This window comes from Microbulbifer maximicatervae (SeqCode), from assembly GCF_052467825.1.
The window spans coordinates 781,916-807,804 of the sequence record NZ_CP174327.1; the positions used below are offsets into that span (position 1 = coordinate 781,916).

The following is a 25,889-nucleotide window of genomic DNA, read 5'->3' on the forward strand; positions in this document are numbered from 1 at the left end:
GACCGCCCTTTCGACCTGCATCCGGGATGGGCCTATTTCTCCAGAACCTCGATCTTATCGACCTTCTGGAAGCCCCGGGGCAGCTTGTTGCCGCGCCGGCCACGCTCGCCGCGATAGTGATCCATCTCCGAGATCTTGATCTTGGTATGGCGCTTACCGGCGTGAACGACCAGTTGGTCCCTGCCCTTCAATACAGCAACACCAATGACCACCTCTTCGCGGGCCGCAGCTCGGGCCGAAGTGATATTGATAATCTTATTGCCCTTGCCTTTGGACAATTCCGGCAACTCAGTCACAGGGAATACCAACATGCGCCCCTCGGTGGTCACCGCTGCCAGCAGAACGTCATCGAGACTCTCCAGCAATTGAGGGGAAAGTACCTGGGCCCCCTTGGGCAGGGTCAGCATGGCTTTACCCGCCTTATTGCGCGACTGCAAATCAGAGAGCTTGGCGATAAAGCCATAACCCGCATCGGAAGCCAGTAACACTCGCTGCTCATCAGGGCCCATCAACAAGCCCTCAAAGGTGGCACCGGAGGGGGGATTGATACGCCCACTGAGGGGTTCGCCCTGCCCTCGTGCCGAAGGCAATGTGTGGGAAGCAATGGAGTAACTGCGACCGGTGCTATCGAGTAATAACGCGGGCTGGTTACTCTTGCCCCGTGCGGCAAAACCGAGACTGTCCCCCGCCTTATAACTGAGCGCTGCCGCATCAATTTCATGGCCCTTGGCCGCGCGAATCCAACCTTTTTCAGAAACGATAACGGTGATGGGATCTGAAGACAGCAGCTCAGATTCACTAAACGCCTTGGCCTCTTCACGAGCCACAATTGGGGAACGGCGATCGTCGCCAAACTCTTTGGCTGCGGCCAGAAGCTCTTTCTTGATCAAGGTCTTGAGGCGACGCTCGCTATTCAGGGTCTTGGTGAGGGTATCTCGCTCTTTTTCCAGCTCCGCCTGCTCGCCGCGAATCTTCATCTCTTCGAGGCGTGCCAACTGGCGCAGCTTGGTATCGAGAATGTAGTCCGCTTGGATATCCGTGAGCTCAAAGCGATCCATCAGCTCCTGCTTGGGCTCGTCACAGGTACGGATAATTTCGATCACTTCATCAATATTGAGGAAGGCAACCAGCAAACCTGCCAACAGGTGCAGGCGCTTCTCAACTTTATCCAGACGGAACTGCAGACGACGGCGGGTGGTAGTGGCGCGGAAAGTCAGCCACTCCCGCAGGATTTTATCGAGGGACTTCACCTGCGGGCGCCCGTCGATACCGATCATATTCATATTGACGCGGTAGTTGCGCTCAAGATCGGTAGTGGCAAACAGGTGATTCATCACCGATTCCATATCCACCCGATTGGATTTCGGCACAATTACCAAGCGCGTCGGGTTTTCGTGATCCGACTCATCACGCAGGTCGCTCACCATGGGCAGCTTCTTCGCCTGCATCTGTTGGGCAATCTGCTCCAACACCTTGGCACCGCTCACCTGATGGGGCAGCGCAGTAATGACAATATCGCCGTCTTCCTTACTCCACAGGGCGCGCATCTTGATAGAACCGCGACCGGAGGTGTAAATCTTACGGATATCATCCCGCGGCGTAATAATCTCTGCCTCAGTGGGCATATCCGGACCGAGAATATGCTCACACAGCTCTTCTACTGTGGCCTTGGGATTTTCCAGCAGCTCTACAGTCGCGTTGACCACTTCGCGCAAGTTATGCGGGGGAATATCCGTAGCCATACCCACGGCAATACCGGTGGTACCGTTCAATAGAATATTGGGCACCCGCGCAGGCAGTACGCAGGGCTCATCCATGGTCCCGTCAAAGTTAGGCTGCCAGTCCACAGTGCCCTGACCCAGCTCCGACAGCAGCACTTCCGAATATTTACCCATGCGCGACTCGGTGTAACGCATCGCGGCAAAGGACTTGGGATCATCCGGCGAGCCCCAGTTGCCCTGGCCATCAATCAGGGGGTAGCGATAACTAAACGGCTGTGCCATCAATACCATCGCCTCGTACACGGCACTATCACCGTGGGGGTGGTACTTACCGATCACATCACCAACGGTGCGCGCGGACTTCTTATACTTGGCAGTATTCTTCAGGCCCAGCTCGCTCATGGCGTAAACGATACGCCGCTGTACAGGCTTAAGGCCATCACCGATATTCGGCAGGGCGCGGTCTAGGATCACATACATGGAGTAATCCAGGTACGCCTTTTCGGTGTACTCCTTTAACGGCAGGCGCTCTGTGGCCTCATAAACAGAGGTGTCGGTCATACAGCTCTCGTTATTCGATTCGGAAGGAGCGGATTATGGCGGACTGGAGCGGGAGGTTCAAAGGGAAGCTGAAAAAGGAAGGGGAGAAGCTCATTGTAAGTTCAATACAATCTCTAAAGCTTACCCAAAAAGTCCGGTGGGTATCGAACCAGCCTAATGCATTCTTAAGGAAATAGGACTCCCAGGTAAAATTTCGAGAAGCACACCTACTGAGTGCGCCTCTCTCAGAGCCAACTTTATTTCTGGCTGCACTCGCCAGCTTTAGCAAGCTTTAATTTTGTAATATCAGCTTTACCTTCTTCAGACTCAACAAGTTTCAAGTCTGCACCACCAACGAACACACCCATCTTAATGTATTGTTCGATAAAGTAATTTTCACCTGCTTTTACATCAACCAGTAGGTCATTCGGGGAGAACTCCGACTCGGTTGAGACCTTATGTTCTTTATCCCCAATAACCTCCTGGTAGAAAAAGACGTTGGGTGCAGATTGACCAACACATTCATCATTAACCCAGATATCTTTCTTCAGAGTAGTACCGGGACCAGAAGCTCTATAGATGTAGAGACCAGCATTCCCCTCAGTAGGTGAATTGAACTCTTTAGCTTTATTAGATAACTCATCACTCTCCATAGGAACCGACGCGCAACCCGCAAAAAGAGATGTAGCTATAGAAAGCACCGCTAATTTTTTGTACATGTTTTATCCCCAATATAATTTAACACCTGCTAACGGCTGTTTTTTGTACAGCTTCTGCGTTAACAGACGCGCATCATATCAGCTTGACTACCAACTAGAACCTTTAATCAAATTGATCAGGGAGATAAAACTCGACTCTTCAGCCATATCCACAAAGCTTGAGTATTCCACCGACTTTTAAGGTGAAGGAAATTGAAATAGATAGACACGATTATACCTGAGCTAAAGCTGGAATCACTGAGCATTGGCCCACTTAAAAAAGTACAACTAAAAGTACTGGCAGGAAAAATCAATTGTCCTCAGGTCCCTTTAGTTCGGGTAAAAGCCGTCTACTCAGAGCCATTACAGACATTGAACCCCATGACATTGATATCATTTGATGACAAAAGCCAAAAGGAAATGGCAAATCACAAGTGGCGGCAGCAAGTTATGTTGGTACCACTGCAAAATGCCTAGTGGGACGAAACAATAGGCGAAAACTTTAATCAACCAATGGGGCATACATTAAACACTTTAAGATTTCCCGAGAATACGACAGACCGGCAGATAAGCCGGCTATCCTTTCATAGAGAAACAACGCTTGACACTTATTCTTGAGCTTTCCTACACCGCACAAGCTTTTTTACAGGATGGGCCCAGTGTCAATATGGAGACAGATACTAATAGTAAAATAGAAGCATGACTTATGGTTGAAATCAGCAATCACCAATATCCCACCACCTGGACGCCCCATAAGAAAGGGCAGATCCAACGAGTCTAGAGCAGGCATTTTGAAATTAATGGGAGTAGCTTATTAAGTAACAATTAGTGTGATCATCTTTGATAATGGCAATTATCGTTGGCTGTGACGTTGGTAGTCGTCCTGGCAATTTGCTCCAATATCACACGATCACAGCGCAGCAAGTCACTGATTGTCGCGGCAGTACGCACAGCGGTTCAATTGCCTCTTGTCGAGGTCATACTGGAAGTCCTTATCGCTATTGGTACCTTGTATAAGGCTCCACCATTTGGGCTGAAAATAAATTAGTGAATAGATCATCTCATACTGCAACGATACAACCGTATGCCTCTTTATATAACTTGCCCTCTACTGGGAACCTATTTCTTTCCGAGTTGTGATGTCTATTTGTTGCTACTCACCAGCAGTCACTTTCTGTGCCTATCCTTGTCAGCATCCACGCAAACCAGTACTACATCTCAATTCTTACCTGATCGACAAGGGGTGTCTTTCCAACAGCTTTTCTACTACTTTCTGTAAGTGCCAATTTTCTTAGGCTGTAAATTTGATACCGTTCTCACTCAACTATAATTATCTCATTAGTGCCTTCCTCATGATCAGGATAAGAACCAACTCTATCAACTGACCCACCCTTTACCGACTGCACTTATTAAAAATCAAGCCCTTTAAAATAATAGCTTCCGGCATACAGATTAAAATATCGATACGACTAAAATTTTCTCTTCCACTGATTCTTAGATAAAATTACAAAACAATAACCACAACAATACCTACAAATTTATATCACCAGATTTTCATTGTCACCTTCCTTAACAGAGTCTACAATTTTTACAGGTTATAGATTTAATCCATAACCCCAGAGTATCAAGACATTCCCCAACCCAAGAAAGACCCAAAATTCATATACAAAGAATAAGAAATTAAAAGATAAAACTTACTTTACACAAATGATCATTTGCTGATAATTTCTATTAAACACTAATCTCCACGAAACTCATGTCGACTCTGGTACTAAAAAATATTTTTGTAGGTTGTCTTCAAAATATAAATTTAACCATGGCATCTGGCCAAATTATTTGCTTATCTGGTCCATCTGGCTCAGGGAAAAGCCGCTTACTCAGAGCCATAGCTGACCTTGAACCCTACACAGGCGACATATGCTTTAAGAATAAATCCCAGAGTACATATCCAGCACACCAGTGGAGAAACCATGTGATGTTGGTTCCTGCACAGACTGCCTGGTGGGAAGAAACTGTCGGCGATCACTTCGCAACCCCTATGAATGATGCACTTAAACTTCTCGGCTTTCCTGAAGATGCAGTAAAGTGGCAAGTCAATCGACTGTCTTCGGGAGAAAAGCAGCGCCTGGCTCTTATTCGCGCAATATCCTACAAACCCCAAGCGCTTCTTCTAGATGAGCCTACTGCCAACCTAGACGCCAGATCTACGCAGGAGGTAGAGCAATGGCTGACAGAGCTCATTGAGGAGCACAAGCTGCCTACGATTTGGGTAGCTCATAGCCAGGAGCAGATTCGAAGGGTAGCTCACCGCCACTTGGCCATTGTTGGTAATCAACTGAAAAAACAGGAGATCCATCGATGAGTGTAATCGACCTGTCCTGGTGGCAGTTGTCTTTGGCAGCGGGGTTGGTATTGGCTCTAGCCGTATGCACTCATATAGCGCGACTACAACTAAGTAGATCGTTAATTGTTGCCGCTCTACGCACGGCTATTCAGCTCACCCTGGTAGGACTGGTACTGGAAACCCTTTTTGCAGTTGGCACCCTACTTTGGGTGGGACTTCTGGCCTTGGCAATGCTGCTATTTGCCGGACAGCAAGTGGCAGCCCGACAAAAGTATCGCCTGCTCGGTGGCTGGAGCTTTGCCGTAGGCACCTTATCAATGCTGGTATCCGCTTTCAGTATCACCATATTAAGTTTGGCCGTACTGATTGGCCCTACTCCCTGGTACCAACCCCAGTATTCCATTCCTCTTTTAGGTATGTTGCTGGGGAATACAATGACTGGTGTTGCCCTAAGCCTGGACCGTCTAACAGAAAGTATGCACCGCTCCAGGGATATTATTGAGAATCGCTTGATGCTGGGGCATACCTGGCAACAAGCCAGCTTGGAGTTTCGGCGGGATGCGATGCGGGCAGGATTGATGCCGACAATTAATTCCATGGCTGCCGCTGGGATAGTATTTTTGCCGGGAATGATGACAGGGCAGATTCTCTCTGGCACCTCCCCTACAATTGCCGTCAAATATCAAATCCTGATTCTTTTTGCGATTGCATCAGGCACCGGTTTCGGCACTTTTCTCGCCGTTGCCCTGGCCTCAAGGCAGCTCTTTGATAAGCGGGAGCGCCTGCGCACTGATCGCCTGATTAAAAATGTCTAAAGTCTGTGGAGAGATGATTCGATCGAAGGAAGGAGCGCTGGACACCTGAAAACCAGCGCTCTATTAACCTTTAACGGCCAAAGAATAAGATAGCCCCGGCGATAATCAGACCTACCAGCAAGGCCCATACACCCCGCAGCATCAGCGATCGGGCATATTCCGCCTCTTTGTAACGCAATGCATAGGGAATGCCGGTAATCGGCCCGAGGACGATCGTTACAATCCCCCAAACCCAGCGCTTGTTACCCAAGGCCGTCAACGCAGCCATCAGGCCACCAAACCAGCATAAAGTTACGCCAATTACAATTACCACCAACGCCAGGATGGACCACCATTGGTTGGCCAGGAAAATTTCTACAATTTGGGTTTCAGTCATGGAATTTAGCCAGTCCGTATTACCTTCCGATTACATCTTAATGCTCTCGGCACCTTAAAAGATTAGGTGCTTCCAGAACGAGACATCCGGATACCAACGCAAAGATGCTAAAAGAGCCGCCGCAGTGAGCGAAACCCATGCAGATGACCCTTTTGGTACCCTTCTAAGCTGAAATCACCATTGAGGGGAGCGGCGATACAGCCTTAGGACGCTATAGTAACCCTAAAGTGAATCCCGGGCGCATATTCCGTCTTGACTAAAAGATACCCATATAGATAGCGAGCACTCACTATCATGAGTACTCGGTAACTATCTCCAGCCCCGTGATCTTCTGGGTATCGTTGGTAAATTCGTAGTAATCCGGCTTTTCATCGATAAAGATTTGATGGGTCATTGTTGTCTCGGCCGGAAGATCAAAGATCCCCGCTGGCACTGAGTACTGGGAAGTTTCCTTTAAGCGATAAAAGAGGTGCGAACCGCACTTTGAACAAAAACCCCGTTCAGCCCAAATTGATGAATCAAATACACTGACATGTTCCTCACCGGTAATCTCAACACTGGTTTGACAATCCACCGCCAACAGAGGACCACCGCCCCATTTTTTGCACATACCGCAGTGACAAACCCCCAGATTTGAAGAGGGCAAAGATGCGCTAATTGTCACTGAACCACAGAGGCAACTTCCGTGCACTTGAGTCATATTGTTTTACCTTACTATTACTTATATCAGGAAACGAATAGAATCAAATATTTGTGAAACCTTTCACAAATAAAACTACAAACTAACTTTTATTAATATTCCTTGCAGCGTCGCTGAAACCAGCTGACCCGCTTCTCATAATTAACCGGGCAATTTTCCTGGCAAGCTTCACCTAGATCATTTAAAGACTTAGCCTCGGGATAATAAGCCACAGTTTTCCCGTTGATTACATGAGAATACCCAGTATCCACAGAAGAAATTAGAAAGTGATTATCTTTACTTCCAATAAGAACCTTATCTCGGGCAAGCGCATAAACATCATACTGCCATATACCCCAAGCATTCCAACCATTCATGATCAAACAAGTGGACATAGTTTTTAGGGGTTCCCGCTCTTCCTTCGCCTGCTCTGCGGAAAGAAGAGGGGCGAATAAAAAAACAAGCATAATTAGTATTTTTTTCATATGCAGCCCTAATGAGTATTCAGAACTTAAAAACACACACAATGTTAGGAGAAAAATTTTTGATATATTGAATGTCAGACTCACTATGCCGGAATTCTACGACCGCATCAAGGAAGCAACTTGCAAGCCATAATTCAAATTAATTTGAAAATTACGTTAATCTAAAGGCAGATCTGGAGACTACTTAACCACACAACAACCTGTAAAAATGTCCCAACTCTCACCCTGCAAATAACGAATCTTAAAAAAAGCCGAAAAACTGATGCATATTTAAACACAGTGAATCGTTTCACAAAAAGAAGGCAAACAATCTTATACGCACTAATTACAGCAAAATAAATAATTAACGCTGCCCTCAATAACGGCCTTGACACCCTAACAAACCTATAGCGATACGAAGCTACCACAATCTGTAAGGCAGGAAGGGACGACGGAAATTTGTTCCATTATTTATAAAGATATAAATGTTACATACTTATTTAATTCGAAAATTCCACCCTTGGATCACCAAAATCCTTACCAATATAGTCAGGTGCGCAAGGGATTAATTCTGAAGCCTCTATTCCCGCATCAATCAAATACTTTTCGACATTTCGGCTTCGCTCCATTGCCAAATTTTCAAGTTCCTCACGAAGTTCCAGAGATGGGTTTTGATAAAAAGCAACTTGAGTTCTTCCGCTTCTGCTCATACCTGCCATGGAATAGGGGGACAGGGCTTGCCAGTCCCGGGCATTAGAGATGCCGCATACTCCTGGTCGTGCGTCAGGGTTCTTAAGTAAAACAAAGACCATACGCTGTAGTTGTGACAGTGCTAAATTAGTTAATTTTGCACTTCCAGGCTCAAAGTCAATAGACGCAAATGATTTCGCCCTGAAACGCCCCCAGGCATAACGTGCCAACAAATATACGCCATAGGGAGTCAAATAGCTTATCAAGGCATCTATAATTGCCTTTTGTAGCAACTCACTAAATACAAAACTAAAGGAGAACTTGGGATCGCGAATATTGCCGCTAACAGGCATGCCAAACTTGATATCCCCCCGCCCGTCTTTCAGCAACCATAGAGCAATATTCAAGGGAATCAGCGTGGACTTCACCGGTAGCTGATCATCTTTCCGCACCCGGCGAACTTTTAGTTTTTCCAGTCGTATATCGGCAAAGCCATCGAGTTCATTTTCAAATACCCGAATATTAACTACCGCATCCCCCTGCCCCTGGAGAATTTTGTAACCCAACAACTTGGCCATATAAGGCGTAGCAGGTATCAAATTTACGCTGCTGAGATATCCGGTAAGATCAGCATTCCATTTTTTATCTCCCAAGTAATCTACAGTTCCCCCTATCTGAACCTCACCAAATCCGCCAGGCCTTCCATTAACAACAATCACCGCAGGGGGGTGTTCGGCCAAGTTACTTAAATCACTGAGATTAAAGTTGATATCCCGGACCGGTAAGCGGGCCCTGAATTCATCTTGATAGTCTACCCAACTAAAAGTGCCGTGTTTTAGGTAGAGGTCACCGAGATGATAAAGTAGCGGCGGGCTGCCCTTCTCCCTGAAAGCAAATGTGTCAATACCACCAAAGCCTCGCAGTTCATTAATTTTTCGGGCCACCGGAAACTTCCCCGATAAATCCCTTAAGAGAATAAATCGAGGGCGCAGAAAGTCGATAAAACCAATAGTGAGTGTTTTCTTAGGGCGGTAATAGCTCAAACCTTCAACCCACAGGGACTTAAAATCAGCCATCCATCTATGGCGATCAAAATCCAAACTATCCGGGTTTCTCTCAAAAAAATGAAAGTGAATTGCCTCACCACTGGCAAAGCGCCATTCGGTATCGGTAAAGAGCAAATGCGACAAGGTTATGCTTTCACCGTGCACTAACTCTTCCCCAGAGGGTGAAAGTAAAGTTATGCCATTGACCCTCACAACAGCAAGTTCTGCCCCCTGACCACGGCGGTAGTTCCCCTCCAGCATTAAACTCGAGAAGCTGAAGCAATGATCTCCCTGATCCAGATAACCACTGGGAAAACATCCTGCAATTTCCTTAAACTGTAAATCCTTGAAGTCAACTCCCTGCCGACTGATATTTAAGTGCCCGGCCCCCATACCGGATACGGATAAAAGTTTAAGTGGCAATTCCTGTGGGAAATTTTGCTCATGCAACTGTACATTACTTATTTTTATCCCAGAAAGGATAAGCTGCCTTCCGCCAGTGCCATTAATACCTTCTGCCTTGCCAATACTAAAGGCCCCAAATTCATAACAGGGCGCTATCTTTTCGTCTTTTAATAGTCCCCCTGGCATACATCCCCTCGCACCAGAGGCTTTCGCCAAAGATTCCCCTTGCAAGGAGATATTATCAATTTCAAATTTTGGTATTTTCAGTGGCCCCAAATTTTTCCTGGGTATTGATAGCCCAACCAACTCTACAGAACCTTGAACTGACCAGGGGTCTGACAATTTGATTTTCTGTAATCCCGGCATGGATAATTTATCAACCCCAAAACAATGGTGGGAGTCACCTGCCCTGGCCCGACTCAGCTTATCCACAGTTACTGCAAGCCCCGTATCCCGCGTACACGCCCGGATATTCTGCAAGCTTAGATTCGACACTGAGAACTCTGCACCTCTATCCCAGATAAATCGACTCCAACCCAAGCCCTGCACACCAGCTTCTAAATAGTCGCGACCCTTTTGCCAAAACGCGATAGGCTTACTCTTTAACGGCCCTAAATCCAAGCGGGGAGCGCCTGAATCTATACCCAATTTTACCCAGGAATCACCAAAGCTTATTTGTGGGGTCTCAATGCAATCGGCAAGACCCATATCTTCATCATTTTCAGAAGAATAAGATCTCAACCCACAAAGCAGAACATCATCGATATTGAGCCCATAAAAATCGAGAGTATTGGAGGAAAAAGACGTTTTCTTCGTGAATACTCGCCCCAGTTGCAACATGGGTACAGTTTCAAAGTCCTCCTTTAATTCCACTTCTTCGATCGACCAACCGCTTTGCCCTACCGAATGGATATCTTGCCCAAATACACAGGTCGGTATCGATTTATACGCCTCTGCTAGCCAGGGAAGACACAAGGTTACTCTGTCAGCAGCAACATCCTGCAATGCAATTTTTGACTGGGTAGGTTTTTCCCGGGACCATAGCAACTCTAGCTTTGGTATAAGTACACCTCCAATGTCAAAAACATTCGCGCCAGACAGGTTTTTCAGCTGCACGGATTGAATTGCTGAGTCATCCATATTGGCAATTAGATTGCGTTGGCTGAAATAAACGAAGGAGTAATCTCCCAGTGAAAGGCGCTCAACATCTACACAGTGAATATTTAGTGAACTCACTTGCCTACCGCCGGGAAAGCAGCCACTCAACTGCTCAGCATTTGCACCGGGCAAAGCGATATAAGATTCAGAGTCTGGTGTACGTCTATGCCTTAGCCTGGCAAGGGGTAGCTCTATCTTTTTTAAGTCAAATAATTTCCTACCTCCCTTTGTCTTCGCTTCAGCACTAACCACGGAGATTTTTTTTACAAAGAGATCTATCCCCTGCTGCCAGGAAATAAAGAGTGGCTCCCTTTGCTCTAATGAGCGGATATCAAAGCAAACTGGCAGATTTTCGTGGTTTTTATTGGCGCGATAAAATAACCTTTTCCAACCTTCAGTGAGACAGCCAGCCAGTTTCTTCAAAACAAGGTTTTTTATATCCAGGTTTGGGTTTTCTATGGTGGCCAGCCCTAAGTCGTCAGGATGTTTATCCGCATCAATATTTTGTTGATCCAGTCTTCCTTTTTCGGTGCCGTAATTATCATCACCAACTCCTTGAGGAATACCCGGTAACTGACTGGTCGCCACCCAAGGATTATTTGTAACCTTTCTTTTAAATAAGCTATCGCCACTTTCAAACTGCTGTATCAGTAAGCCATTTCCTGCACCAGCGGAATCATTTAGAAGTAATCGGTGAAGGCGCAGTTTTCCCAAAATGGCATAGCCATCTTCACCTCCCTGCCAGGCAAAATGTCCCTGCCCTGAAAAACTGTTTAAACGTGCGCACAAAGGCTGCCAATCCAAGGGGAGAAAGTCCTGCGGCAAACACCCGGATAGTGACTGGATAAAAAAGTCCTGAGCAGATAGCGGGCCGTTACGACCTATTGTATCAATGGCCCGCCAGCGTAGGTCCTGTAGTTTAGCTCTGGGACGACCTCTGGCACCTATTGAAAATTGAGCCAATTGTAGAGGACCGCTGGAAAGCCCCCAATCAATATTGTGTTCAGCAGAGCCGAACTGAAAGGCAAACTCCTCTGTACTTTTGAGACCAACCATAGAGACACAGTGATCGGGTTTCTGCCACAGACCACCCGGTACACACCCATTGGCTGTTTCAATCGCGAGGTGGGCAAAAGATAATATTCGCGTTTTGGCATAAAACTGAAGAGGACCAAATACGCCATTATTAGCCCTGATGGGATGGCTGGTAGATCGAGCCATATCCAAGAGGTAGCCCCGATTAATTGAACTGGCCCCTGTATTTATTTTTAAGCGATCGTTCCAGTCGAAAACCGTTTTTTCCGGCAGGTCTAAATTAGCCGCTCGCAGACACAGGTGGGAATTAGCGTTACGCAGATGTCGTGGACACCAATCAAATGCCTGGGCAAAGCCTCGCCTCCATCCCAAGCGCTTTTTCGGGCGCTCAAAATTAAACTCACTGATACTAATAACCCCGGCCCGCCAATCCTGCCAAAGGCGATCACTGTGCCTCAGTACAACACTCTCACCATTGAGCTGCCGCCACTGGGCACGAGCTTTGCGGCCAAACCCGAATTTCATATCACCTGCTGCGGCAAGCCGGCGGGCGGAGGCGCAATGTCCAATCAGGCTTTGCAGCCCTGCTATTGCATCGGCCCAGCGCTGTGGCGGGCATCCTATAAAGTATTCCGCAGTAAACTTGTTAAGATCTGTATTGAGGCTCGGCCAGGAAAAATTGACCTGAGTTCCTTCCAAACTGCCTATCACCGTGTTGTATCGTGATTTACCTCCCTCCCAGGCCAATAAATCACTGACCTGTAAATCCCCAATAGCAATATCTACATTCAGGGGAACATCACCTTTGCGCCATAACGCCAGCGTGAATTTATCGGTTTGGAGCTTGCCGATGGCTGCGCAGGTAGCTTGGTTCCAAATAGGCTTGTGCAGGTAGCAAAGTTCACTATTCCGTATCTGGGCGCGACCTATAAGCAGCCTGAAATCGCGATCCTGCCGCGCTCCACCTCCAAGATTCCAACCACCCACCTCCCACTCCCGGTACAGTTCACCCGGGTAAGATTGCAGGTCCATATAGGCACCGCTCACCGATGCCTTGGGTAAATGAGCTCGCCCCCATAACAATTGCCACCAGCTGTAATCGAGCATTACCTCATGAGCGGAGAATCCCCGCCCTTCGCGATTCTCAGCTTTTACATCAATCGCTATAACACTTAGATCCAGCAGCGATACACGCAAGTGATCCACATGGAATTCGAGGCCTCGCTCCTCCATCCAGTCGCCAGCTTTTACCCGTACCCAATTTGCTGCCCACCAGTGAAGAACTTCCACCAGCAATAGCCCTGCTAGCAGCCACCAGATTAAGCGACGGAAAAAGGCACTCTGAGAAGCGGGCTCTGGGGGCATTAGAATTAAGCGCCAGAAAATGAATTTTATGCAGATTACAACTGCAATTAGGCCCATACAGTAAAGACCAGCACCTGGGGATTTTTTTGCCTTGGCGCTGCTATTCGCGATAATAAGCAGCTGCGTCGTCCATTCGCTCGCAGTCAAATGCGAACTGTCTACTATTTATCCAGGGGTGTATTTGCGCGGCGCGGAAGTTTGGGAAGCCAGTATCCTTACCGCCTCTCATTTTTTCTGTTACCCAGCCAGTGAGTAGACATGCAGGAGCATCCAAACTACCAGGACATCCTTTTGGTCGGCGGCGGCCATAGCCATGCTATTGTGCTGCAAATGTGGGCCATGAACCCTCTGCCAGGCGCGCGTCTGACCCTGGTCTCTCCCCAAGTGCAAACCGCCTACTCCGGTATGTTGCCCGGAATGGTTGCAGGCCATTACTCCCTGGAAGACACTCATATAGATCTTGCCAGGCTCTGCCGGGCCGCTGGTGCCCGCTTTATACAGGCCTGTGCACACGAAATTGACATCGATAATCGCACCGTATCCCTATTGGGTAGACCTCCCATAGAGTACGACCTGCTCTCTTTGGATGTCGGCGCGACTCCCGCCCGCGAGTTACCGGGCTCCGAATTGGCAATCCCGGTAAAACCTATCGGGCATTTCTACCGTTTCTGGCAAAAGCTGCAAAAACAGGTTGGTGAAAACACCTCACCTTTCCGCTTAGGAGTTGTCGGCGGCGGTGCCGGAGGTTGCGAGCTGTCGATGGCAATGGCTCACGCTTTACAAGGTGCCGTTAAGAAAAAGCAGGTAGAGGTTCACCTGATTCATGGCGCCGCAGCAATTCCCCAGGGCTATCCAGTCAGAGCACGCAAATTAGTCTCAAAGGAGATGCAAGGGCTAGGGGTTCAGTTACACCATAACTGGACCGTTAATGAAATTACCGAACAGGGTGTCGTTAATGGGAGCGGTGACTGCCTGCCCCTCGATCAAGTAATACTCACCACCAATGCCTGTGCTCCCCCCTGGCTGGCCAACTCGGGCCTGTCCCTCGATGACAAAGGCTTTGTGGTGGTGGATCAAACACTTCGCGTCCAGGGGCGGGAAGACGTTTTTGCAGCTGGTGATGTGGCCAGTTTCGCCCCAGAGCCTCTACCCAAGGCCGGGGTTTACGCCGTTCGCCAGGGGCCAGTTCTATTTCACAATCTGCGCGCCTCCCTGACCGGACGCCGCTTAAAACAATACCGGCCACAAAAAGATTTTCTCAGCCTGCTCTCCTGTGGTGGCAAGCGGGCTGTGGCAGTTCGAAATGGCTTCGCCGCTGCAAGCGGTCTGATGTGGCGATGGAAAGACTCTATCGACCGCACATTTATGCGACGCTTCAGTGAGCTGCCAATGGACATGGCTGATCACACTGCCAAAACCAAAGACATCGTCGACCAGCGCTCAGGCTCTTCTCTATCTCCTATGCGCTGTAATGGCTGTGGCGCAAAAGTTGGAGCCGACATCCTGCGCCGCACGCTGGCGACCCTTCCGGATCAGCATTCGGAATACCTGTTAAAGGGCGTCGGTGATGATGCCGCAGTTATGGACCTGCCGGCTAATCATTTATTAGTGCAGAGCTCCGACCAACTGCGTGCACCTGTAGATGATCCGTGGATATTTGGTCGCCTGGCGGCTCTGCACGCCCTATCCGACCTATTTGCTATGAATGCTCGACCCGCCACTGCACAAATCCTTGCAACCCTGCCTACGGCTGCAGAGGAAATTACCCGGCGAGACCTACAGCAGTTGCTCGCAGGCGCCATCCACGAGCTGAACCGGCACCACTGTGCCCTATCTGGAGGGCATACCGCCGAAGGTTCTGAAATGCTAATGGGCCTAACCGTCAATGGATTTTCCGAGCGGGAGCAGCTCCTGGAAAAAACGGGGGCCCGCGGGGGAGACTGCTTGATCCTGAGCAAGCCATTGGGAGTAGGCACTATCCTGGCAGCAGAGGGCGCGGGAGAGGCTAAAGGCCTATGGTTGCAGCAGGCGCTGGAAACCATGTTACATAGCAATGCCGACGCCGCAGAGATATTTGCCCGCCATAACGCCAATGCGCTGACAGATGTCACGGGCTTTGGCCTGCTGGGCCACCTATTGGAAATGCTCGGCCCTGAAGGGTTAAGCGCGACACTGATCGCTGAGAATCTACCGCTAATCTCCGGCGCCGCCACTTGTATCGAGCGCGGATGGCTATCCAGCCTGCAACCGCAAAACGCCAATGCCTACGCCTTTGTAGAAAACCCCCAGGAGTGGCAGCCATTGCCACAGTGGTCATTGATTACCGATCCACAGACTTGCGGGGGGCTCCTCGCTGCTGTTCCTATTGACCAAGCCGAAGCCTGCGTGGGCGCACTGCTAGAACGCGGTTACACCCAGGCGTCAATTATCGGTGTAGTAACAGACTCACAGAATCCAGAAGTAAGCGTACACTTGCGCAAGTCTGCAGACTGGCGAGCGCTAATTTCACAGGACAACGAGACAGTACCAGGCCAGGTTTAAGGATTTTGCGAAACCGGAACAACAGCCGGTTATGAGCTTTGTATGATTTCTATTGAGAGAGGCCTTCACCGACTTTATTAACTTGTCATCTGTCTTTCAGCGCGACATACTGGCGTTAGAAAAAACATCGGTGACATATTTCCCGATACCAAAAAAGGTCTTCACAGATTGGGGAGTCGGCTTTTAGCAATCGACAGGAAGACCCCTATGAAAAAGATCGTCATTATTGGCGGCGGTGCCAGCGGCCTGCATTTGGCTACGCGGCTCGGTCAATATTTTTCTTTTACCCCTTTCTTTAAGCGCCGCCGCAAGTCCCCCGCTGCACAAGTTACTCTGGTTGATCGAAATCGCACCCACCTCTGGAAACCACTGCTACACCAGGTTGCCTCCGGCGCATTGGATGCCAATATGGATGCACTGAATTATCAAGTGCATGCCCGCATTCACGGCTATGAATTTCAGTTGGGTAGCCTGCAGTCCCTGGATCGTGAACGACAGGTAGTCGGGCTCGGACCTGTTAATGATGAGGACGGTAGCGAGTTAGTACCCGCACGGGAATTGGAATACGATTATTTAGTGCTGTGTATCGGCGGGCACAGTAACGACTTTCATATCCCCGGCGTCAGGGAAAACTGCTTTTTCCTGGATAGCAGCAACGAAGCACAAAAATTTCACCAAAACCTTCTCAATCGTTTCCTGCGGCTGGAGACACATGTTGATGATAAGTTAAAAGTGGCAATTGTTGGCGGCGGTGCAACCGGTGTAGAACTCTCTGCTGAATTGGTGGATGCCGTAAAACAAGTCGGCAACTATGGACGCATTCGTCCCAATGCGATGGAAATCACCTTGATAGAAGGGGGTGAGCACCTACTCCCAGCACTACCAAAACGAATTGGAAATAATGCTGAACGCGAACTGGCCAAGATGGGGGTTAATATCCTTACGGGCCACCATATTGCTTCAGCAAACGAACGTGGACTTACCACCTCCTGTGGCAGGGAACTCCCAGCCGCAATCCGAGTGTGGGCTGCCGGCGTCAAAGCTCCGGGATTCCTCACCCAGCTGGATGGCCTCAGTACCAACCGACTCAATCAAATCGAAGTGGAAACTACTTTGCAGACCCAAACTGACGCAAAGATATTTGCCATGGGGGACTGCGCCAGTTGCATCGATGGCAATCACCAGCGAGTGCCTCCGCGCGCCCAGGCAGCACAGCAAATGGCTACCCTGGTTGGCGACAATATTATTGCCCTATTTGAAGATAGACCTTTGCATCATTTTTATTATCGCGATCGAGGTTCTCTGGTATCCCTCAGTCAGTACACTGCCGTTGGCAACCTGATGGGGGCGCTGGTTAAAGGCAGTCTTACCGTAGAAGGGCGCCTTGCTGGCCTTGCCTATCGCTCGCTCTACCGTATGCACTTGGCGGCAATTCACGGCTGGCCGAGAGCTATGCTGCTCTACCTAATCGGACAGGCGAACCGGTTTGTGAAGCCGAAGCTCAAGATGCACTAAAGGATCAATTCCATGGAGCTAAGGGAAAATTAGAAAGTTAGTGCAAAATTAACTAATAGTGCTACCAATAAACCCTGCACATGGAAGTGCCAGGGCGGTAACATTATGAGTCACACCAGCCCATCAATTAAGACCTCTGAGCTGGATGCGAGCTCCTCTGTAGATCCAGGCAAAGCCCTAGCGTGAAAATATAAAATGAAAAAACAGTATCAAAAAATCGTTGTACTTACCGGCGCAGGAATTTCAGCTGAATCTGGCATAGGTACTTTTCGCGGTGCCGATGGCCTGTGGGAAAACCATCGCCTGGAAGATGTCGCAACGCCAGAGGCATTTGATCGCAATCCGGCACTGGTACATAGATTTTACAATGAACGCCGCCAGCAGCTGCTATCTGCAGATATCCATCCCAACCCCGCCCATCTCGCCTTGGCCGAACTGGAACAGAAATTCCAAGGGGATTACTTACTGGTTACTCAAAATATTGACAACCTGCATGAGCGCGCGGGCAGTGAGCAGCTAATTCATATGCACGGAGAGCTACTAAAAGCGCGATGCCGTAGGAGCGGAAAACTATATCCCCTCAATTCGGATCTTTCGATAGCTGATACCTGTAGTTGTTGTCAGCAGGCGGGAAACCTTCGCCCCCATGTGGTCTGGTTTGGAGAAATGCCTCTGGAAATGGAAACTATCTATCAGGCGTTGTCCGATTGCGACCTATTTATCAGCATTGGCACATCTGGAAACGTCTATCCAGCAGCGGGATTTGTTGAATGTGCCAATCAGGCTGGAGCTCACACCATAGAGTTGAACCTGGAGCGCAGTAGTGTCGGCGATGCCTTCAAGGAACACCGCCACGGACTGGCGTCACAGGTAGTCGATACTTTTATAAAAGAAATTATTAATTAAGATGACTCTGAAACTGCATTTTCAGTCTGCGAGGATTTCATCGGGCCATAGCGCTGTATCAAAGTGGTTACCCCCTCATTATCACGCACCAGGATATAGAGTCGGTCAAACTCACTAGCCTCTCGAATGGGTCGCCCTTTTTCACCGCCGAGCAATTCCGCCAGTTTTGGAGTGGTATTGCTGTGCCCAACCACTAAAATTCGATTTCCCGCCTTCTGCAAAGAGTTAGCAAATTCTTTTAAATCTCTGGGGTTATAAATTTCCACTTCAAGCCCCAGCTCTTTTGACAGAGGCTCAACCGTTTCCCGGGTGCGGTTGTAGTCAGTGCTATAGATAGCATCTATACCCACTCCCCCAAGAATATAGGCGAGTTGCCGAGCACGCTGCTGGCCCGCCTCAGTCAAATGAGGGTCGCGACCCACCCCGGGCCCTTTCTCTTTTTCTGCATGGCGTATTAAGTAAATAACCTGAGACTCAGAAGAGTCGGCTAAAACCCAATTTGAAGCCCCAACCAGAACAAAAAGTGTACAGAAAATAAACGACTTAAGTCTTGAAAGCACAGTATAAACTCCCAGGTAAATAACGGGGCAGACATATGCTGAATATAATAAGGTAAGTAAAGAGAGGATGCGGCGAAAATGCCAAATAATGCGATGAATTAAAATCGAACGATTTTTGAAAAAATATTTGATGCCGGATATCCGGCATCAAATTAGTGGTCATCCAGAATTAGATTTTCCACTCTTTTACGGTATCCAGGCCGTACTCATCAATCCACTGGCTCAGGGCCTTAGGATTACGCTTTTTCTTTTCAACAGTAGCGCCGGTATACGGGTTGCGATAGTGACCAGTTTCCAGCTTGGGCTCTGCTGCCTTTGCTGCCGGTGCTGCACGACGACCGCGACGGGGGCTGTCACCTTCCTTCTTGAGGTGACGGGCAACGCGAGCCTTCAGGGTTTGTACGTAGTCTGCAGGATCTTCATCACCCAGCTGTGCTACCAACCATTCAACGATTTGCTGGCCACGGGCAACGAAGAACTCCTCTTCATCCATGTGATATTCAGCAGCAAGGTTTACCAGTGCTTTATCATAGGCAATTACGCCATCTTTCTTGCGTTCAGCCTGAGCCATTTGCTCTTGTAACTCTTCGATTCTTGCCTGATGTTCGGCGATTTGTTGTTCAAGTTGTTCGTATTCCTGAAACATTCAATAAACCTCAACGACGGTTATTAAAAAACACAGAGATATATCTGTGGCGCTGGGCGACACAGATTGTTATTTCGGATATACCGTGTAAAAAATCAACAAACACCATGCTGGCCAATGGCAAGCAACTTAGTGATGTTTAGTCCGGCATATTATGAATTGCCCGATATACATGAGTAGATACCACTACACATCGTGTAGTTCTGATGTTAGGTATATTCGGCAAATACATTATTAAAAACTAGCCGATTTCAGCTCGGTTCGGCAAACACTCCGAATCACTGATTATATTTTTCGACTGAGGTCGCGAATAATAATCTTTCACCGGCAAATATCAACCATTTGTGTCCCTACCTTTGAATATAATAGGAATAATTCAAAATAAGGGCTAAAAAGTGTAACAAAGGCGGCCATATCTGCAATCTCAAAAGGATATCCCTAGGGAGCGCAATTAGCTATATTGTAGCTGCAGTCGTCAATTGCAAATTAGTCGCTGTGTAACGGTAATCGAGCATATTGCCAAATACAATTGGATACCCAGATCATACTATGTCCACTCACAATAATATCCACCATATACCGACTTTGGCCGCTCTGATGACGCCATTTCCCTACCATATCGATATCAATGCCACGGTAGAGGATGCTCTGGCAATGATGGAGGAGCACAAAGTACGCCACCTGCCGGTAACACGTGCAGGCGACTTGGAGACGGTCATTTCCCGAGGGGATATCGAAAGGGCCAATGCACCGGGACACCGTTTAGAGGAGCAGCAGCTTTATGTACATGACCTATGTGCCAGACGTCCCTTTATTGCAGATATCCACGACCCATTAGATAAAATTCTCTTAGCTATGGCGGATACAGGCATTGGCTCGGTACTGGTTATGCGGGAAGGCGAGCTGGTTGGAATTGTAACTGTAACTGATATTTTGCGCTTTTGTAGCAGGTTTATGGCGGAGCTGGCCCAGCCTGTAGACGATTCTATTGCTTGAGCTCACTGCGATTACAGGGGCCAAACCCAAAGCAACATAGGGATACTCACAACCAGTACCAACAATTCTAGTGGCAGCCCCATTTTCCAGTAATCACCAAATTCAAACCCTCCCGGCCCCAGAATTAGGGTGTTATTTTGGTGCCCAACCGGTGTTAGAAATGCGCAAGAGGCTCCAATTGCGACCGCCATCAGGAAACTGTCTGGATTCACCGCCAGTTGTTCTGCTGTGCTCATGGCAATTGAACACATCACAGCCGCAGTGGCGACATTATTCATAAAATCAGACAGGGTCATGGTAACCACCAGGATCAGCCCCAGGGCCAGAACAGCACTGCCCTGAGCCAGGACATCCAACAAAACCTGAGCGACCAAATCTGCAGCTCCAGTTGACTCCATCACATCAGCAACAGCAATCAAGGTCCCTAATAGCACGACGACGGACCCGTCGACAGAGTCATAAACGTTTCGCAACGGCACTATCTTCAACGCCATAAAAGCCAATACACAGGTGGCAAACGAGATTGCTGCCGGCAATAGGCCGAACGCTGCACCGGCGACACCAAGCACCATAGCCAGCAGAGCAATAGCCGCCTTCTCCTTGTTGGGGATACTGATATCCCTTGAGGCCAGAGGCACACAGCCTTTTTCCCTAGCGAAACTATTTAGGTTTCTATCCGCCCCCATCATTAACAGAGCGTCACCGGCAAGTAATGGTGTCGAGCGCAACCGGCGCACCGAACGGCGCCCCTGGCGCGAGAGTGCTAGCAAGTGAATCTGGTATCTTGCTGCGAGGCGTGAAAACCTCATAGGGCGCCCCACTAAGGGGGAATCCGGCATGACAACCAACTCCCGCAACTGCATTTCGGTACGATCCGCCAGTGCTTTTATTGGGGGCTTATTCTGAGAATCACTCTCGGTGTTATTGCTACCCGATTGTCGAGCCTTACCCGATGAATCCGACCCAAGAGCCCCCACAGTTTTCAAACTGAGATTGGACAAACAGGTAGCAAGGCTTTCCGGCTCCGCTTCAATTACCAGAATGTCACCGCTATTTACCTTATGCCAGGGAGTCGCGGGAGAGACCCTGGCATCATTGTGTACGACACCCACAACTTGGGCATCTTCTGTTCCCAGCATCTTGGAAATTTCACGTAGATTTTTACCGGCAGCTACACTTTTTTCCTCAACAAGTGCTTCCGTTAAATATGTGCCAGTTTCAAAGGAGGAGGCCCCTGTCCGGTTGCGTGTAGGCACCAAGCGCCACCCAACAAATGCAATAAATAAAACTCCAGTTATCGCAACTGCCAGACCTACCGGAGTGAAATCAAACATCCCATAGCTACCAGCGCCAGAATCCGCCCGAAAACCGGAAACGACCAAGTTTGGCGGTGTACCTATCAGTGTGGTCATTCCCCCCAGAATCGTTGCAAAAGACAGGGGCATTAAAACCCTCCCCAGTGCCACTTTCTGTTTCTCGGCCATATCCACAGCCACGGGCATTAATAAAGCCAACGCGCCGACATTATTCATAAAGCTAGATAAAAACGCGCCGAGCCCTATGAGTAACAATATAGATACTGAGATACTCCCGCTTTTGCGGACAACTCGTTGTGCAAGTGCATCCATTGCGCCGGTATTTTGTAAGCCACGACTCAGGATTAACACACAAGCTACAGTCACGACCGCTGGATGGCCAAAACCAATAAAAGCATTTTCCGGGGGAATCAGACCGGTAAAGACACAAGTCAATAAGGCTGCTATAGCAACCATATCGTGGCGCCACCGCCCCCATATAAACAGGGTTATAGTGACACTTAAAATAATCAGGATTAGTAACTGGTCAACAGTCATGGAGAAAGATATCCCTGAATATAAAAGCTGCTCAGATTTCTGTTCAGCTATCTATTCAGGGTATACCCGGGAAACTACATGGAGCGCACTTCTACGCCATAACCCCAGCTACATTAGGGGTACAAAATTCAGGAGAAAGTAACTGCCCGCTCTTCCAATGGATAAAACTGAGTACCTACTTTAATACAAACCCTGGCAGTACTGCAGGAGAACCAACCTCTATATCCAGTGACCTGAATATTTCTATAGGTGCCAACCATCGCCTGGCGCAAGCGTTGAGCCCAAGGTCTTAACTTTTCTCCATCGTAGCCGGAACCACAGGCACAAACATGTAAATTAACGAAATTAGCAGGAAGCCCCTCTTTAACCAAGGTATCTGCTAGCTGTCGAGGCGTGTAGGTTTTCCACTCTCCTCCCTGCCAGTTAGGCATGCCGTTTACATATACTTTTTTCTGCTTGTTGTTACTCGTGGAGCGCTCAGCACCAATAAATTGTCCATCCCCGGCACCCGTGCCATGGGTTACGATGTAAAGGGTATCGGCAGGATTCAGCTTACTCAAACACTGGTTCACCCACCGATACATGGCTTTTCCAAAACCGGAGGTTACTTTATTGGCCAGGATTTGATTCACCGGTATGCCCCAGGCTTTCGCCAACCCCTCCGCATATTCCTGCATTTCATCGCTATTTATCGGGATATAGATATATTTTTTAGCCACGTTTTTATCCTCTATACATGCAGGAGCAACCCGCCCATTATGTAATCCAAATGCTTCCAGGATTTTTAAATCAGCTGCAATAATTCAGGGAAGCTAAGATTTACCTTCTGTGACCTGGAATCGCATTAGGTTCAAAAAGTAAATGTAAACACTGAGCTATCGAGCAATAAATTAAAAAAGTATTCTCTCATACTGAGCATTAATTTCCGGTGTAAATATCAAACTGTCATCTAACGCTAAGCACATCATATATTGCATATACAAGTAGCTTCTTCAGTTGCCATAGGCCTGGAAAGAAAATGGAGATACAATCAAATACCACCTATTTTCTAAATAAGCAGGAGTGCTACCTTGCGGACCGATACTGCGAATTACACGGACATCTTCCTGAATGATATTCCGCTGATGGACGTACGCGCCCCAGTTGAGTTTGTTCGCGGCGCTTTCCCTTCCGCAAGAAACCACCCCCTGCTTGACAATCACCAACGTGAACTGATCGGGACTGAGTACAAGAACAAAGGCCAGCAAGCAGCAATTGACCTTGGCTGGCGTTTAGCAACAGATGAAGTGCGAAGCTTATGTCTTTCACAATGGAGCGCATTTATACGTAAACACCCCCAAGGTTACCTCTACTGTTTCCGAGGCGGTTTGCGCTCCCGAATGACACAAAAACTGCTACGCTCGAATAATATTGAATACCCGATAGTAGAGGGTGGCTATAAAGCCATGCGGCAGTTCCTGTTAAACGAGCTGGAAAAGCATTGTACCCAGCTGCCCTTTATCGTTGTTGCTGGTCACACCGGCAGTGGCAAAACGGAATTAATCCAGGCTGCGCGGCGGTATATCGACCTTGAGGGGATCGCAAAACATCGAGGTTCTAGCTTTGGCCGCACCAGTAGTAGCCAACCTTCACAAATCGATTTTGAAAATCAGATCAGTATCGACCTGCTGAAGCTTTCCCAGCAGACAGGTGCTATTGCTATTGAAGATGAAAGCCGTCTAATTGGACGCTGCGCACTTCCTCCAGTATTGCAAACCGCCATGAAGGCCGCTCCCCGGGTTCTTGTCGAGGAGCCATTGGAAACACGGGCACAGCGCATTGTGCAAGATTATGTTCACGAGGGCTTAGAGCGCTTTAAAAGCAGTGAAAAATCAGCAGCTGAATCTTTGGGGGAAGAATTACATCTCAATCTCAATAAAATCAGTAAACGCCTGGGAGGGCTGCGCTACAAGCAGCTCAACGAAGCCTTAGCTTCAGCTAACCAAGAATTACTGAGAACGAATAATAGTGATGTGTACATCCCTATCGTGGTGTCACTGTTGCGGGAATACTATGACGGCAGCTACGACCATCTTATGAAGAAATCGGAACAGAAAATTCTGTATCGAGGCAACTACAACGAAGTACAACAGTGGTTGAAGGATTCCAGCCACTCACTGCAAAAACCAGAATAACAATCCTCAGCTTTTGTGAGCGAGGCGATTTAATTTAAATCTCCGCATTAAAAACCAATCCCTAAAACTGCGCGGCAGCCAGCGGGCCATCCAGGGCAACAGGCTGCTGCGGTTGCCAATACGCACCAAAGGACGAGCGCGTTTTCGCAGCAACTCACGCACCAATTTTTTAGCCAGTGTGCTTGCCAATGTAGCATTCTGTTGGGACTCCTGGGCTCGGGCCCTAACCGCCTCTTCCTGCCGTTTATACAGGGAGTCCGGCGGCAAAAGACCGCGCAGGGATGTCTCAGCGTGGCGACCAAATTCCGATGCGATCGCACCGGGTTGCACCGTCATTACCCGAATGCCAAAGGGTTTTAGTTCGAGTCGCAAAACATCAGAAATGGAGTGTAGGGCCGCTTTAGAAGCACAATAGGCACCGGAGAAAGGTGTAGGCATTACACCGGAAACCGAACCGATATTACACACAATTCCGCCCTGCTCCGAACGCATTAAAGGTACACAGGCCCTAATCAAAGCGAGAGGGGCAAATACATTGGTTCGGAACTGCTTTTCCAGTGCTCGCGTGTCCAGTTCCAGCAATGGCCCCATCTGACCGTAACCGGCGTTATTGACCAAAATATCGAGCCGCCCGTATGCCGCTTTTACTGCGTGAACCACTCGATTGATATCCGCCTGGGAATTCACATCCAAGGCCTCTGTAGCAATTCCCAGGTCCGCCAGCTCTTGTAAACTTTCCGGGCGGCGCGCCGTGGCAATCACTATGGTTCCCCGGCGATGTAGCGCCAAAGCCAGTTCCCGCCCAATACCGCTTGAGCAGCCGGTAATTAAAGCCACTCGATCCGGAACCACATAACCCCGCCCAATTTGCGCAAGGCTTTCCGCAGCAAAACTTCGATTGGGGGAACGAAATCTGGAAATGGGCGGCTTATCCACAGGAACTGCTCCGTTTAATGGTCCTATCTCTCAATGGGCGTTTGCAGGTACTCAATCAATCCGAAAACATTGCCATAGGGGTCGAGAAAGCTCGCCATCAGCACACGTCCAGAAACTTCCTCTACATCCGTGTGCTGCCGCGCCCCCATAGTACCGAGTCGCTCAATCTGCGCGGCCAAATCCAAAACTTGCCAGTAAGCAACTACACCATCGGCCCGACTGATCGCGCTGCGCGCATCGGCATTTAATCCGAGCTCGCAATCACCAATACTAAATGCCGCATAGCTATCGCTTTCATAGCTGGGTTTCTGTTGGAGTACCTGCGTATACCAGGCCACAGCCTCGGTAATGTTGGCAACTCCGTAGACTGTTTTGCGCAAGCCAAGAATCTGCCCCATTTGAGACACCCCGTTGAGTAATTTTTAT

General features: G+C 48.6%; 20 protein-coding genes. 8 read left to right on the forward strand and 12 right to left on the reverse strand.

The window, feature by feature from the left end; genetic code table 11:
* Positions 1-32: 32 nt before the first annotated feature.
* Positions 33-2,282 carry a DNA topoisomerase IV subunit A gene (parC, locus tag ACJJII_RS03405; RefSeq protein WP_282931134.1) on the reverse strand — a complete coding sequence of 750 codons (2,250 nt, stop codon included), beginning with the start codon at positions 2,280-2,282 and terminating at the stop codon, positions 33-35.
* Positions 2,283-2,518: 236 nt separating this feature from the next.
* Complete coding sequence (locus ACJJII_RS03410; protein WP_282931133.1) at positions 2,519-2,980, reverse strand: DUF2846 domain-containing protein; 462 nt, start codon at positions 2,978-2,980, stop codon at positions 2,519-2,521.
* Positions 2,981-3,818: 838 nt separating this feature from the next.
* On the opposite strand from ACJJII_RS03410, the gene ACJJII_RS03415 reads away from it, so the two are divergent.
* The 3 genes from ACJJII_RS03415 to ACJJII_RS03425 all read left to right on the forward strand — a co-directional run bounded on the left by ACJJII_RS03415 (position 3,819) and on the right by ACJJII_RS03425 (position 6,118).
* Positions 3,819-4,007, forward strand: coding sequence for an ABC transporter permease (locus ACJJII_RS03415; RefSeq protein WP_444918287.1), 189 nt, complete (start codon positions 3,819-3,821; stop codon positions 4,005-4,007).
* A 708-nt stretch (positions 4,008-4,715) separates the two neighbouring features.
* The gene (locus ACJJII_RS03420) at positions 4,716-5,321 is read left to right on the forward strand and encodes an ABC transporter ATP-binding protein (protein ID WP_444918288.1); all 606 of its coding nucleotides are present in this window, start codon (positions 4,716-4,718) and stop codon (positions 5,319-5,321) included.
* Entirely contained in the window at positions 5,318-6,118 is an 801-nt protein-coding gene (locus ACJJII_RS03425; RefSeq protein ID WP_444918289.1) for an ABC transporter permease, read from the forward strand. The genes ACJJII_RS03420 and ACJJII_RS03425 overlap by 4 nt, the downstream gene beginning before the upstream one ends.
* 70 nt (positions 6,119-6,188) lie before the next feature.
* Here ACJJII_RS03425 and ACJJII_RS03430 read toward each other — a convergent pair whose 3' ends face one another.
* The 4 genes from ACJJII_RS03430 to ACJJII_RS03445 all read right to left on the reverse strand — a co-directional run bounded on the left by ACJJII_RS03430 (position 6,189) and on the right by ACJJII_RS03445 (position 13,336).
* Entirely contained in the window at positions 6,189-6,494 is a 306-nt protein-coding gene (locus ACJJII_RS03430) for a hypothetical protein (protein WP_282931129.1), read from the reverse strand.
* Positions 6,495-6,786: 292 nt separating this feature from the next.
* Positions 6,787-7,194, reverse strand: coding sequence for a GFA family protein (locus ACJJII_RS03435; RefSeq protein WP_444918290.1), 408 nt, complete (start codon positions 7,192-7,194; stop codon positions 6,787-6,789).
* A 92-nt stretch (positions 7,195-7,286) separates the two neighbouring features.
* Positions 7,287-7,658, reverse strand: a complete 372-nt coding sequence (locus ACJJII_RS03440; protein ID WP_444918291.1) for a hypothetical protein — start codon at positions 7,656-7,658, stop codon at positions 7,287-7,289.
* Between the two features lie 479 nt (positions 7,659-8,137).
* Positions 8,138-13,336, reverse strand: coding sequence for a DUF748 domain-containing protein (locus ACJJII_RS03445; protein WP_444918292.1), 5,199 nt, complete (start codon positions 13,334-13,336; stop codon positions 8,138-8,140).
* Positions 13,337-13,594: 258 nt separating this feature from the next.
* Here ACJJII_RS03445 and ACJJII_RS03450 point away from each other — a divergent pair, with 258 nt between their 5' ends.
* The 3 genes from ACJJII_RS03450 (at position 13,595) to cobB (ending at position 18,298) form a co-directional block, all read left to right on the forward strand.
* Complete coding sequence (locus ACJJII_RS03450; protein WP_444918293.1) at positions 13,595-15,877, forward strand: slr1591 family oxidoreductase; 2,283 nt, start codon at positions 13,595-13,597, stop codon at positions 15,875-15,877.
* Between the two features lie 207 nt (positions 15,878-16,084).
* Positions 16,085-17,392, forward strand: a complete 1,308-nt coding sequence (locus ACJJII_RS03455; RefSeq protein ID WP_444892108.1) for an NAD(P)/FAD-dependent oxidoreductase — start codon at positions 16,085-16,087, stop codon at positions 17,390-17,392.
* 195 nt (positions 17,393-17,587) lie between these two features.
* Positions 17,588-18,298, forward strand: a complete 711-nt coding sequence (gene cobB / locus ACJJII_RS03460) for a Sir2 family NAD+-dependent deacetylase (protein ID WP_444918294.1) — start codon at positions 17,588-17,590, stop codon at positions 18,296-18,298.
* On the opposite strand, the gene ACJJII_RS03465 is transcribed toward cobB, so the two are convergent.
* Together ACJJII_RS03465 and ACJJII_RS03470 are read right to left on the reverse strand one after the other, a co-directional pair.
* On the reverse strand, positions 18,295-18,858 hold the full coding sequence (locus tag ACJJII_RS03465; RefSeq protein WP_444918295.1) for a SixA phosphatase family protein: 564 nt from the start codon (positions 18,856-18,858) through the stop codon (positions 18,295-18,297). The genes cobB and ACJJII_RS03465 overlap by 4 nt on opposite strands.
* 169 nt (positions 18,859-19,027) lie before the next feature.
* On the reverse strand, positions 19,028-19,504 hold the full coding sequence (locus tag ACJJII_RS03470; protein ID WP_282931121.1) for a DNA binding protein: 477 nt from the start codon (positions 19,502-19,504) through the stop codon (positions 19,028-19,030).
* A 549-nt stretch (positions 19,505-20,053) separates the two neighbouring features.
* Here ACJJII_RS03470 and ACJJII_RS03475 point away from each other — a divergent pair.
* On the forward strand, positions 20,054-20,500 hold the full coding sequence (locus tag ACJJII_RS03475; protein ID WP_413663453.1) for a CBS domain-containing protein: 447 nt from the start codon (positions 20,054-20,056) through the stop codon (positions 20,498-20,500).
* A gap of 11 nt (positions 20,501-20,511) precedes the next feature.
* Here ACJJII_RS03475 and ACJJII_RS03480 read toward each other — a convergent pair whose 3' ends face one another.
* Both ACJJII_RS03480 and ACJJII_RS03485 read right to left on the reverse strand, forming a co-directional pair.
* A complete protein-coding gene (locus ACJJII_RS03480) occupies positions 20,512-22,353 on the reverse strand; it encodes an SLC13 family permease (protein ID WP_444918296.1) in 1,842 nt (613 codons plus the stop codon).
* A 128-nt stretch (positions 22,354-22,481) separates the two neighbouring features.
* On the reverse strand, positions 22,482-23,072 hold the full coding sequence (locus ACJJII_RS03485) for a hypothetical protein (RefSeq protein ID WP_413663455.1): 591 nt from the start codon (positions 23,070-23,072) through the stop codon (positions 22,482-22,484).
* Between the two features lie 351 nt (positions 23,073-23,423).
* Between ACJJII_RS03485 and mnmH the strand changes: the two genes are divergently transcribed.
* A complete protein-coding gene (gene mnmH / locus ACJJII_RS03490) occupies positions 23,424-24,527 on the forward strand; it encodes a tRNA 2-selenouridine(34) synthase MnmH (protein ID WP_444918297.1) in 1,104 nt (367 codons plus the stop codon).
* A gap of 6 nt (positions 24,528-24,533) precedes the next feature.
* Here the strand turns inward: mnmH and ACJJII_RS03495 are convergent, their stop codons facing one another.
* Both ACJJII_RS03495 and ACJJII_RS03500 read right to left on the reverse strand, forming a co-directional pair.
* Positions 24,534-25,463 carry an SDR family oxidoreductase gene (locus ACJJII_RS03495; protein ID WP_413663457.1) on the reverse strand — a complete coding sequence of 310 codons (930 nt, stop codon included), beginning with the start codon at positions 25,461-25,463 and terminating at the stop codon, positions 24,534-24,536.
* Positions 25,464-25,486: 23 nt separating this feature from the next.
* Positions 25,487-25,861: a VOC family protein gene (locus ACJJII_RS03500; protein ID WP_444918298.1), complete on the reverse strand. Its 375-nt coding sequence runs from the start codon at positions 25,859-25,861 to the stop codon at positions 25,487-25,489.
* Positions 25,862-25,889 lie beyond the last annotated feature (28 nt).